The following is a 10,982-nucleotide window of genomic DNA, read 5'->3' as shown; positions in this document are numbered from 1 at the left end:
CAGGGCGGCGGGAGTGCCACAGGACCCTATCCGGCGGATCCTTTAGGAGTCGCCGGCACCGCTGAACCGCATGATCAGGCCAAGTGCGATGATCACGACGCCCCAGGTGACGCCCAGGACGATGGTGAAGCGGTTCAGGTTGCGTTCTGCCACGCCTGAGGAGCTGAGCCCTGAGCTCATGCCGCCGCCAAACATGTCGGACAGACCGCCCCCGCGTCCCTTGTGGAGGAGGATCAGCAGCGTCAGCAGGAGGCTGGTGATGCCCAGGAGGATCTGCAGAATGACATGAAGAACGTCCACGACGGCCTTTCGAAGTTGGAAATGCGGGAGTTTGTACCGGTGACGGACTAGTCCGTGACCAGGTGGCTCTCGAACCTGACAATATTAGCAAACTCGGCCGGGTCAAGGCTGGCGCCGCCCACCAGGACGCCGTCCACATCCGGCTCCTGCAGGATGGCCGCGGCATTGTTGGCCTTGACCGAGCCGCCGTACAGCAGGCGGGTTTTGGCTGCCACGTCGGCGCCGAAAAGGTTCTGGAGCTCGGCGCGGATGGCAGCGCACATCTCCTGCGCGTCTTCGGGTCCGGCTACTTCGCCGGTGCCGATGGCCCAGACGGGTTCGTACGCAACAACCAGTTCGGCTGCCTGTTCGTTGGTCAGGCCCGCCACGCCGGCGCGGAGCTGCTGCAGCGTGTGCTCCACATGGGTCCCCGCCTGGCGGATCTCCAGTCCTTCGCCCACGCAGAGGACGGGGGTGACGCCGTGCTTGAAGGCGGCTTTGACCTTGGCGTTGAGGACGTCGTCGGACTCATTGTGGATGGTGCGGCGTTCGCTGTGGCCCACCAGGACGTAGGCGCATCCGAGCTTGTTCAGGAACTGCCCGGAAATGTCACCGGTATAGGCGCCTGAATCGAACTGCGAGAGGTCCTGGCCACCGTAGGCGATGTGCAGGTCATCACCCTGGACCAGGGTCTGCACGCCGCGGAGGTCCGTAAACGGCGGGAAGACGGCAACCTCTACGCGGTTGTAGTCATGCTTGGCGTCGGACAGCGTCCAGGCGAGTTTCTGCAGGAGGGTAATGCCCTGCACGTGGTCCATGTTCATTTTCCAGTTGCCCGCGATGAAGGGCTTGCGGTCGAAAGCGCCGTTCGTTGACGTAGTCACGTAATCTCCAAAAAGTTCTTGATATGTGTTCGGCCGGCAGGTTGCCGCGGGCAACCTGCCGGCCGGAGGACTGCGAGGCCGCGTACTACCGGTCCAGGACGCTAAGTCCGGGAAGTTCCTTGCCCTCGAGGTATTCCAGGCTGGCGCCGCCACCGGTTGAAATGTGGCCGAACTGGTCGTCACTGAAACCGAGCGTGCGCACAGCGGCAGCCGAATCGCCGCCACCCACCACGGTGAACCCATCAGTCTCAGTCAAGGCCTGGGCGATGGCACGGGTGCCTGCAGAGAATGCCTCGAATTCGAAGACTCCCATGGGGCCGTTCCAGAAGACGGTCCGGGCTCCCTTGATGCGCTCCGCAAAGGCAGCAGCGGTATCAGGCCCAATGTCCAGGCCGATGCCCTGGGCACCAAAACTGCTGCCCTCAATGGCGTCAGCCGCAACCGTTTCGTACCCAGCGTCGGCAGCAAACTTCTCTGCCACCACCACATCAGTGGGAACCACGAATTCCGTGCCGGCATCCGCGGCACGCTTCAGGTAGTCCTGGACGACCGGAATCTGGTCCTCTTCAAGGAGGCTCGAGGCAACCTTGTAGCCCTGGGCGGCCAGGAACGTGAAGAGCATGCCGCCGCCCACCAGGATGGTGTCAGCTTTGCCGATCAGGTTGTTGATGACCGCGAGCTTGTCCGAGACCTTGGAACCGCCGAGAACCACCACGTAGGGGCGCTGGGTGTCGGTGGTCAGCTTGCGCAGGACCTCCACCTCGGTGTGCACCAGGTCGCCCTGGTACGACGGCAGCCGGGTGGCGACGTCGTAGACGCTGGCGTGCTTGCGGTGGACGGCACCGAAGGCATCGTCCACGTAGGCGCCGTTGCTGCCAGTGAGCGCCACCAGCTCGTCAGCGAAGGCGCCGCGTTCGGCGTCGTCCTTGCTGGTCTCGCGGGCGTCGAAGCGGACGTTTTCCAGAACCAGGGCTTCACCGTCCTGAAGGGAGGCCGCGGCTGCCTTGGCAGCGTCACCGACGGTATCGGCAGCCAAGGTGACCTTGAAGCCTGCAAGTTCGGCGAGGCGGTCCACTGCGGGGCGAAGGGAGTATTTGTCCTCCGGGGCGCCCTTGGGGCGTCCGAGGTGGGCTGTTACCAGCACGCGGGCACCGGCGTCCGTGAGCTTTGCCAGCACTGGGAGCGAGGCCTTGATGCGGCCGTCGTCAGTGACTGTAGAGCCGTCGAGCGGCACATTCAGGTCACTTCGAACCAGAATGTACCGCCCGCGGACACCTTCAGCGATCAGTTCGTTGAGGGTGTGTGATGTCATGTGTCTAACCCTAGCCCAGCTTGGCTGCCACAAGCTCCGTGAGGTCGACGAGGCGGTTGGAGTAGCCCCATTCGTTGTCATACCAGGAAACAACCTTGACCTGGTTGCCGATCACCTTGGTCAGGCCGGCGTCGAAGATGGACGAAGCGGGGTCGCCGACGATGTCGGAGGACACGATGGGCTCTTCCGTGTAGGTCAGGAAGCCCTGCAGCTCGTCGGACTCAGAGGCACGCTTGAGTGCTGCGTTGACTTCCTCCACGGTGGTTTCGCGGGACACGGTGACGGTGAGGTCGGTGGCAGAGCCGGTGGGCACGGGTACACGGATGGCGTAGCCGTCCAGCTTGCCCTTGAGCTCCGGCAGGACCAGGCCGATGGCCTTGGCGGCACCCGTGGAGGTGGGAACCATGTTGATGGCGGCAGCGCGCGCACGGCGCAGATCCTTGTGCGGGCCGTCCTGGAGGTTCTGGTCGGCAGTGTAGGCGTGGACGGTGGTCATGAGCCCGCGCTCGATGCCGAATTCGTCGTTAACGACCTTTGCCAGCGGGCCCAGGCAGTTGGTGGTGCAGGACGCGTTGGAAATGATGTTGTGCTTGGCGTTGTCGTAGAGGTTGTGGTTGACACCCATCACAATGGTGATGTCCTCATCCGAAGCCGGAGCGGAGATCAGGACCTTCTTGGCGCCGGCATCGATGTGCTTCCTTGCGTCGGCTGCCTTGGTGAAGAAACCGGTGGACTCGATGACAATGTCAACACCCAGTTCGCCCCAGGGGAGGTTGGCGGGATCGCGTTCGGCCAGGACCTTGACCACATTGCCGTTGACGACGATGTTGCCGTCCTTGACCTCGATGGTTTCCTTGAGCCGGCCGCCGACAGAGTCGTACTTGAACAGGTGGGCCAGGGCTTCGGGGCTGGTGAGGTCGTTGACGGCAACGATCTCGAGGTCAGCGCCTTGGGCAAGCGCTGCGCGGAAGTAGTTGCGGCCGATGCGGCCAAAGCCGTTGATACCAATACGGGTCGTCACTTTTACAGTCTCCTTGGTGCTTTGAAAAGCACTACTAGTTGAGCGGGCGTTGAAGCCAACTAACAGATCCCGCACGCCATTGGGCAGAGATGATTTACACGGAGGGCGACCAGCCTCATTGCTGAAGGCTAACCGCCTTCCGTGACCTATCTTACGTTTAACTGGGTCCGCCCCCGCAAGTGCGGGGGCGGACGGTCCACATCCCGGCCGGTTTAAGTCGGAATGTGAAGTTTGTTACAGCGATGTATAACGCCGGTCACTACGGAAGGGTGATCAGTCCCGTGGCGTTGGCGCGGGCTGCTTCGAAGCGCTGGGCGACGTCCGCCCAGTTGACGATGTTCCAGAACGCCTTGACGTAGTCGGCCTTGACGTTGACGTAGTCCAGGTAGAAAGCGTGCTCCCACATGTCCAGCATGAGCAGCGGGGTGGTGCCGAGTGCGACGTTGCCCTGCTGGTCGTAGAGCTGCTCGATGACCAGGTTTCCACCGATGGGTTCGTAAGCCAGGAAACCCCAGCCCGAGCCCTGCAGGCCAAGGGCTGCTGCGGAGAACTGGGCGCGGAACGCATCGAACGAGCCGAAGGCGTCATCGATCGCTGCGGCCAGTTCGCCCTCGGGCTTGTCGCCGCCGTCCGGGGAGAGGTTCTTCCAGAACACGGAGTGGTTGATGTGGCCGCCGGTGTGGAACGCGAGGTCCTTGGAGAGCCGGTTGATGTTGGCGAAGTCGCCCTTTTCGCGGGCCTCCGCCAGCTGGGCCAGGGCGTTGTTGGCGCCAGCCACGTAGGCGGCGTGGTGCTTGCTGTGGTGCAACTCCATGATCCGCGCAGAGATGTGCGGTTCGAGGGCGGCGTAATCGTAGCTGAGTTCCGGCAATACGTACTCGGTCACAAAATCCTCCAATATCGTGGACCAGAAAGGCCCGGTTGGTAACTCTCGGATTGTGCATCCGGGCAGCTGGTGCCCGGAATTATTTCTGATTCTAGGGGGCGCCTACTCGTCCAGCATTTCAGGCGTCACATTGGCGTCCGTTCCGGGAATGCCCAGGTCAAGCGCGCGCTTGTCCGCCATGGCCAGCAGGCGGCGGATCCGGCCCGCGATCGCATCCTTGGTCATCACGGGGTCGGCAAGCCGGCCCAGCTCGTCAAGGCTTGCCTGTTTGTGCGCCACCCGCAGTTCACCTGCATACTTCAGGTGGTCCGGGACATCATCACCCAGGATTTCCAGGGCCCTGTCCACGCGCGCGCCCGCCGCGACGGCTGCCTGGGCGGAGCGGCGCAGGTTGGCATCATCGAAGTTGGCAAGCCGGTTGGCGGTGGCCCTGACCTCTTTGCGCATCCGGCGTTCCTCCCACACCATCAGCGCGTCGTGGGCGCCCATGCGCGTCAGGAGCGCGGCGATCGTGTCGCCGTCGCGGATGACGACCCGGTCCACTCCCCTGACCTCGCGGGCCTTGGCCTGGATATCCAGCCGGCGGGCGGCGCCGACCAGCGCCAGGGCAGATTCGGGTCCCGGGCAAGTGACTTCCAACGACGATGACCGGCCGGGTTCCGTGAGCGAACCGTGCGCCAGGAACGCCCCGCGCCACACGGCTTCGGCGTCTGCTGCCGAACCGTTGACGACGGCGGATGGCAGGCCGCGCACGGGGCGGCCGCGGCCATCCAGGAGGCCGGTTTGGCGGGCCAGCGCCTCGCCGTCGCGGACCACGCGGACCACGTAGCGGCTGGCGCGGCGCAGTCCCCCGGCGGAGACGACGATGATTTCGCTCTGGTGTCCGTACACCTCGGCGATGGCGGCGCGGAGCCTGCGGGCGGTGGAGGCCAGGTCAACCTCCGCCTCGATGACGATCCTGCCGGAAATGATGTGCAGTCCCCCGGCGAACCGGAGCATTGCGGAGACTTCAGCCTTGCGCACTGATGACTTCTTGATGTCCAGACGGGACAGTTCTTCCTTGACCGATGCTGTCAGTGCCATGGCACCTTCCTAACTGTTCCCAAAAATGTCCTGGTACGCCGTGGCCAGCCGGAGCGGCTCGTGGACGGGGCGGCGTCCCGACGCCCCTACTTTACCCAAGACCACCTCCGCGCCGATCATGCCGGCGGCCTTCTCGAACTCCTGCCGGTCCGGTACGGACGCGGGGTCGGCCAGGACCACGTCCACGCTGAACCCAGGCGCATAGCGCCGGAGGACGTGGAGGTGGTCTGCCGCCGTCATACCGCTGGTTTCCTTGGTGTCCGTGGCGAGGTTCATGGTGAGGCAGCGTTTGGCGGAGGTGCTGCACAGCGCCTGCCGCATCTCGGGCAGGAGCAGGTGCGGCAGGACGGACGTGTACCAGGAGCCCGGGCCCAGGACCACCCAGTCCGCCAGTTCAATGGCCGTCAGGGCGTCGGTGCAGGCAGGCGCTGCTTCCGGGAGGAGCCGGACTTCCTCCAGCGAGCCGGCCACGGCGCAGCGTGCCTGGCCGTGGATGGTCTGGAGGGCGGTTCCTCCGTCGGGTGCGGTGACGCGAACGTCGCCTTCGATGGTGAGCGGGACTGTTGACATGGGCAGGACCTGGCCACGGGCGCCAAGCAGCGCACCGGCCCACTTGAGCCCTGCGACGGCGTCGCCCAGCAGCTCCCACAGCGTGACGATCAGCAGGTTGCCCATGGCGTGCTCGTCCAGGGACCCTCCGGGGTGCTTTCCGGCGCGGAACCGGTGCTGCATCACATCGCGCCAGGTGCGTCCCCAGTCGGTGTCGTCGCAGAGTGCCGAAAGGGCCATGCGCAGGTCTCCGGGCGGAAGGACGCCGTACTCTTCGCGCAGGCGCCCGGAAGAGCCGCCGTCGTCCGCCACTGTGACGATGGCTGTCAGCTCTGAGGTGAGCAGGCGCAGCGCCGACAGCGAGGCCGCCAGGCCGTGGCCGCCGCCCAAGGCCACGACGTTGGGGCCCTTGTCCTGCTGGCTCGAGCCCTTACCAGCGGCCGGCGGCACCAGGGGCAGGGCTCCGGTGAACAACGACATTACTCGCGGCCCAGATCCCGGTGCGCGGTGGTCACCGTCACCCGCGGATACTGCGCGAGTTTCTTGGAAAGTTCCACCGCGACCGCTACGGAGCGGTGCTTGCCGCCGGTACAGCCGACAGCGATGGTGGCGTAGTGCTTGTTCTCCCGGCGGTACCCCTCGAGGACGGGTTCCAGGGCCAGGACGTAGCGGTCCACGAAGTTCTTGACGCCCTCAGCCTCCAGCACGTAGTCGCTGACGTCCTTGTCCAGGCCGGTCTGCGGGCGAAGTTGCGGCACCCAGTGGGGGTTTGGGATGAAGCGGACGTCGGCCACATAGTTGGCATCCACCGGCAGCCCGTATTTGAAGCCGAAGCTCATGACGTTGAGGCGCAGGGCCACCGGGCCGGTTTCACTGAACAGTTCCGTGATGGCGGTGGCCAGGCCGTGCACGTTGTAGTTGGAGGTATCAAGGACGACGTCGGAGCTGTCGCGCAGTTCCTGCAGCAGCTCACGTTCGGCAGCGATGCCGTCCAGGATGCGTCCGCCGCCCTGCAGGGGGTGCGGGCGCCGGCCCTGTTCGAACCGCCGGACCAGGACGTTGTCGCTGGCGTCGAGGAACAGGACGCGGAAGGTGACCCCGCTGGCCGCGAGTGCCCCCAGGGCTGCACGGATATCCGCAAAGAGGCCCTTGCTGCGGACGTCAACCACCACTGCCAGCCGGGGAATCGACTGCGGGGCGTGCGAGACCAGCTCCGCGAGCGTGCCCAGCATCTGCGGCGGCAGGTTCTCCACGACATACCAGCCGTGGTCTTCCAGCGCGTCCGCCGCGGTGCTCCGACCGGCACCCGACATTCCGGTGACCACCAGCAGCTCCGCCTCGAGCGGCTTAACGGGCTCCAGCCCATCGTGGCCCGCGCCGGATCCCGCCGTTGTGTCTGCCATGAAGCCTGCCCCGTTTCGTCGTCGTCTCAAGGGCCGCCGCGATGGCGTTGCCCCGTCCTTTACCCTAGCTAAGTTTCAATGATTTCGCCGGTGGTCATGTTGATGGCCGGCACCGCCAGAGGCTCGGATCCCTCTGCGGCGAAGTGGCTAATGATGGCTCCGGCCAAGGCAGGGCCAATGCCTTTCGCCTCTGAGAGCTCCTCCACCGTGGCGGCCTTCACGCCCTTGACCGATCCGAAGTGCGCCAGCAGGGCTTTGCGCTTGGAGGCGCCGAGGCCCGGGACGGCGTCCAGGGCCGACACGGTCATGGCCTTGCCGCGCTTCTGCCGGTGGAAGGTGATGGCGAAGCGGTGGGCCTCGTCGCGGATCCGTTGCAGCAGGTAGAGGCCCTGCGAGGTGCGGGGCAGGATCACCGGGAAGTCGCTGTCAGGAAGCCAGACTTCCTCCAGGCGCTTGGCCAGCCCCACCACGTAAACATCGTCGATCCCCAGGTCCCTGAGTGCACGGGCGGCGGCGTTCACCTGGGGCTGGCCGCCGTCCACCACCACGAGGTTGGGCGGGTACGCGAACTTGGCCTTGGGCGCCGGAGTGGTGGTGTCCAGCACGGCGGCATCCGATGCCCTGTCCTGGCTGTCCCCTTCCAGCACCGATTCGTCCACCTGCGCCGACTTGTCCTGGAGGTAGTGGCGGAACCTGCGGGTCAGGACGTCATGCATGGCGGCAGTATCATCAGCGGCCGCGGGGCCGGTGATGGAGAACTTGCGGTAGTCGGACTTCTTGGGCAGCCCGTCCTCCACCACCACCATGGAGGCCACCACGTTGGTGCCCTGGACGTGGGAAACGTCGAAGCACTCGATCCGGAGCAGGGGGACGGGCAGGTCCAGTGCTTCCTGTAGCTCCTGGAGGGCCTGCGACCGGACGGTGATGTCCCCCGCCCGCCTTGTTTTGTGGAGCTTCAGCGCGTGTTCGGCATTTACGCGGACGGTGGACATCAGGGCCGCCTTGTCCCCGCGCTGCGGCACCCGGATGTCGACTTTGGCGCCCCGGATCCCGCCCAGCCAATTGGCCAGGTCCTCCTGGTTGCTGGGCGCCACCGGTACCAGGACTTCGCGGGGCAGCCGGCCGTGCGTGTCGCCGTCCTCCCCGTAGACCTGCTGCAGCAGGTGCTCCACCAGGTCCGGGGTGGTGAAGTCCTCCACCTTTTCCACCACCCAGCCACGCTGGCCCCGGATCCGGCCGCCGCGGACGTGGAACACCTGGACGGCCGCTTCCAGCTCGTCTTCGTGCAGGGCGAAGACGTCGGCATCGGTGTCCTCGGCCAGCACGACGGCATTGCGCTCGAAAACCTTCCGCAGTGCCGTGATGTCGTCGCGGAGCCGGGCTGCGTGCTCGTAGTCGAGTTTCGCCACGGCGTCCGCCATCTGCTTTTCAAGCTTGTTGATGAAGCGCTTGGCTTCACCGCCCATGAAGGCGCAGAAATCTTCAGCGAGTGCCCGGTGGTCCTCCGGCGAGATCCGCCCGACGCACGGCGCCGAGCACTTGTCGATGTACCCCAGCAGGCAGGGCCGGCCGCTGGCCTCGGCCCGCTTGAAGACGCCGGCGCTGCAGCTCCGGACCGGGAAGACCCGGAGCAGGGTGTCCATGGTTTCCCGGATGGCGCCGGCGGTGTAGGGGCCGAAGTAGCGGGTTCCCTTCCGCTTGTCCCCCCGCATGACCTGCACCCGGGGGTACTTTTCGCTCATGGTCACGGCAAGGTAGGGATAGGTCTTGTCATCCCGGAACACCACGTTGAAGCGCGGCTTGAATTCCTTGATCCAGGTGTATTCCAGCTGCAGCGACTCCAGTTCGCTGCCCACCACGGTCCACTCGACGCTGCTGGCCGCGTGGACCATCGCATAGGTCTTCGGCAGCAGCCCCGCCGGGTTGGCGAAATAGGAGTTCAGCCTTGACCGGAGGCTCTTGGCTTTGCCTACGTAGATGACCCGGCCGTGCGGATCACGGAACCGGTAGACGCCCGGGTTGGTGGGGATTTCACCCGTCTTGGGCCGGTAACTTGCTGGATTTGCCACCCATCAAGTCTACTGAGTCGCGCCGGGTCTCCTCGCCAGCCGGCGAATTTGGACCGGCCCAGGCGCTGCCGGAGGAGGTGCTGCTGGACCGGGGGCTGGACTACTCCGCGGACTTGCTTTGGTTGTAACTGGTGGAACGCTCCTGGCCGCTGAGCACAGCGATTGCGTCCATAATGCGGTCCGTGACCTCGCGGCGGGCCGGCAGCGAGTGGTCCGGCCCGGTCTTGTCGAAGTACAGCGGCTCCCCCACCTTCATGGTGAAGTGCTGTGGCCTGACACCCTTTTCCCCGGCGCGTTGCAGCTTTTCGGTGCCGATCAGGCCTACGGGGATGACGGGCGCGCCGGTGGTGAGCGCCAGCCAGCCGACGCCGGTGCGGCCGCGGTACAGGATGCCGTCACGGGACCGGGTGCCCTCCGGGTAGATGCCGATGCCGCGGCCGGCCTCCAGGATGTCCAGCAGGGTTCTCAGTGCCTGGACGCTGGCGGCCTGCTCACCGCGCTCCACTGGAATGGAGCCCACGGATTCGAAAAAGGCCTTCATGACCTTGCCCTTGACACCGCCGGTGGTGAAGTACTCGGCCTTGGCGAAGAAGGCAACCGGCCGCGGCATCAGGGCCTGGACGATCACGCTGTCGAAGAAGGACAGGTGGTTGGGCGCCACGATAAAGGGACCGTCGGAAGGGACGTTTTCAAGTCCGACGACGGTGGGCCGGCAGGTGCCGCCGATCAGGTTGCGCGTGGTCCAGCGGACGGCATCAAACATTTCCATCGTTGCTCACCCCGCTCATGGCCGCGGTGTGGACCGCCTGGAGCCGTTCGATGACCGCTACCAGCTCCTCGCCGGTGCTGACGACGGCCACGGATCCGGCCTCCTCCAGCTCTCCGTCGGGAGCGAAGCCCCAGACAACGCCGATGCAGTCCAGCCCGTTGGCGATGGCACCGGACACGTCCTGGGCACGGTCGCCCACCATGATCGCGTGCCGGGTATCGAGGTCCCTCAGCGCGGCGGCGATGATCTGGGTCTTGCCGAGCGGAACGCCTTCCACAGCCGCTTCGTCGTCGCCCGAGCCGTGGATGCCATGGAAGAAACCATCGATGCCATGGTGTGCCAGGACCTTGTGGGCAAGCCGCTGGGGTTTCTGGGTTGCTACCGCGACGGGCCGGCCCGCCTCCGCGAAGGATTCCAGGATTCCGCGGATGCCCGGGTACAGCCGGCTTTGGGCGATTCCCTTGGCGACGTAGTGCTCGCGGTAGCGGCGGACCACCTCTTCCAGGCGGTCCGCCGGCACGTTGGCCACGTTGAGCAGGGAATCGCTGAGCTTGGGGCCGATCATCGAATCGAGCAGGTCCTGGCCGGGAACGGGGAGCCCCAGCCCGCGGAGGGCTGAGGCAATCCCCTCAGTTATTCCACCGGCCGGATCGACAAGAGTGCCGTCCAGGTCAAAGATCACGGGCACTGTTGTTGAAGTCACCGGGTTAGTTTCTCACGACAGCAG

The 10,982-nt window shown here is 65.5% G+C and carries 11 protein-coding genes; all 11 read right to left on the bottom strand.

What is annotated here, in order from left to right:
* Positions 1-42 precede the first annotated feature (42 nt).
* Positions 43-300 (bottom strand): preprotein translocase subunit SecG, encoded by a 258-nt coding sequence (gene secG, locus ACTHQS_RS10470; protein WP_440168397.1) that lies wholly within the window; start codon positions 298-300, stop codon positions 43-45.
* Between the two features lie 47 nt (positions 301-347).
* Positions 348-1,163, bottom strand: a complete 816-nt coding sequence (tpiA, locus tag ACTHQS_RS10465; RefSeq protein ID WP_440168395.1) for a triose-phosphate isomerase — start codon at positions 1,161-1,163, stop codon at positions 348-350.
* A gap of 85 nt (positions 1,164-1,248) precedes the next feature.
* A complete protein-coding gene (locus ACTHQS_RS10460) occupies positions 1,249-2,475 on the bottom strand; it encodes a phosphoglycerate kinase (protein ID WP_440168393.1) in 1,227 nt (408 codons plus the stop codon).
* A 10-nt stretch (positions 2,476-2,485) separates the two neighbouring features.
* Complete coding sequence (gene gap / locus ACTHQS_RS10455; RefSeq protein ID WP_159632061.1) at positions 2,486-3,496, bottom strand: type I glyceraldehyde-3-phosphate dehydrogenase; 1,011 nt, start codon at positions 3,494-3,496, stop codon at positions 2,486-2,488.
* Positions 3,497-3,755: 259 nt separating this feature from the next.
* Positions 3,756-4,382, bottom strand: a complete 627-nt coding sequence (locus ACTHQS_RS10450) for a superoxide dismutase (RefSeq protein ID WP_440168390.1) — start codon at positions 4,380-4,382, stop codon at positions 3,756-3,758.
* A gap of 102 nt (positions 4,383-4,484) precedes the next feature.
* Positions 4,485-5,465 carry a DNA-binding protein WhiA gene (gene whiA, locus ACTHQS_RS10445; RefSeq protein ID WP_015937022.1) on the bottom strand — a complete coding sequence of 327 codons (981 nt, stop codon included), beginning with the start codon at positions 5,463-5,465 and terminating at the stop codon, positions 4,485-4,487.
* A 9-nt stretch (positions 5,466-5,474) separates the two neighbouring features.
* Positions 5,475-6,494: a gluconeogenesis factor YvcK family protein gene (locus ACTHQS_RS10440; protein WP_440168388.1), complete on the bottom strand. Its 1,020-nt coding sequence runs from the start codon at positions 6,492-6,494 to the stop codon at positions 5,475-5,477.
* On the bottom strand, positions 6,494-7,417 hold the full coding sequence (rapZ, locus tag ACTHQS_RS10435; RefSeq protein WP_440168386.1) for an RNase adapter RapZ: 924 nt from the start codon (positions 7,415-7,417) through the stop codon (positions 6,494-6,496). The genes ACTHQS_RS10440 and rapZ overlap by 1 nt, the downstream gene beginning before the upstream one ends.
* Positions 7,418-7,485: 68 nt before the next feature.
* Entirely contained in the window at positions 7,486-9,486 is a 2,001-nt protein-coding gene (uvrC, locus tag ACTHQS_RS10430) for an excinuclease ABC subunit UvrC (RefSeq protein ID WP_440168384.1), read from the bottom strand.
* 100 nt (positions 9,487-9,586) lie between these two features.
* Positions 9,587-10,255, bottom strand: coding sequence for a lysophospholipid acyltransferase family protein (locus ACTHQS_RS10425; protein WP_440168382.1), 669 nt, complete (start codon positions 10,253-10,255; stop codon positions 9,587-9,589).
* Positions 10,242-10,958: an HAD hydrolase-like protein gene (locus tag ACTHQS_RS10420; protein ID WP_440168380.1), complete on the bottom strand. Its 717-nt coding sequence runs from the start codon at positions 10,956-10,958 to the stop codon at positions 10,242-10,244. Before ACTHQS_RS10420 ends, ACTHQS_RS10425 begins: the two co-directional genes overlap by 14 nt.
* Between the last annotated feature and the right edge of the window lie 24 nt (positions 10,959-10,982).

This window comes from Arthrobacter sp. SAFR-044, assembly GCF_051965175.1.
In the GTDB taxonomy this organism is placed as follows: Bacteria; Actinomycetota; Actinomycetes; order Actinomycetales; family Micrococcaceae; genus Arthrobacter.
This window is presented reverse-complemented; position numbering and strand designations above follow the sequence as displayed.

What these genes read in the sequence shown, in the direction of transcription:
- whiA (WP_015937022.1), bottom strand. Translation starts at nt 5,465, where the DNA reads ATGGCACTGACAGCATCGGTCAAGGAAGAACTGTCCCGTCTGGACATC.
- ACTHQS_RS10425 (WP_440168382.1), bottom strand. Translation starts at nt 10,255, where the DNA reads ATGGAAATGTTTGATGCCGTCCGCTGGACCACGCGCAACCTGATCGGC.
- ACTHQS_RS10460 (WP_440168393.1), bottom strand. Translation starts at nt 2,475, where the DNA reads ATGACATCACACACCCTCAACGAACTGATCGCTGAAGGTGTCCGCGGG.
- rapZ (WP_440168386.1), bottom strand. Translation starts at nt 7,417, where the DNA reads ATGGCAGACACAACGGCGGGATCCGGCGCGGGCCACGATGGGCTGGAG.
- ACTHQS_RS10440 (WP_440168388.1), bottom strand. Translation starts at nt 6,494, where the DNA reads ATGTCGTTGTTCACCGGAGCCCTGCCCCTGGTGCCGCCGGCCGCTGGT.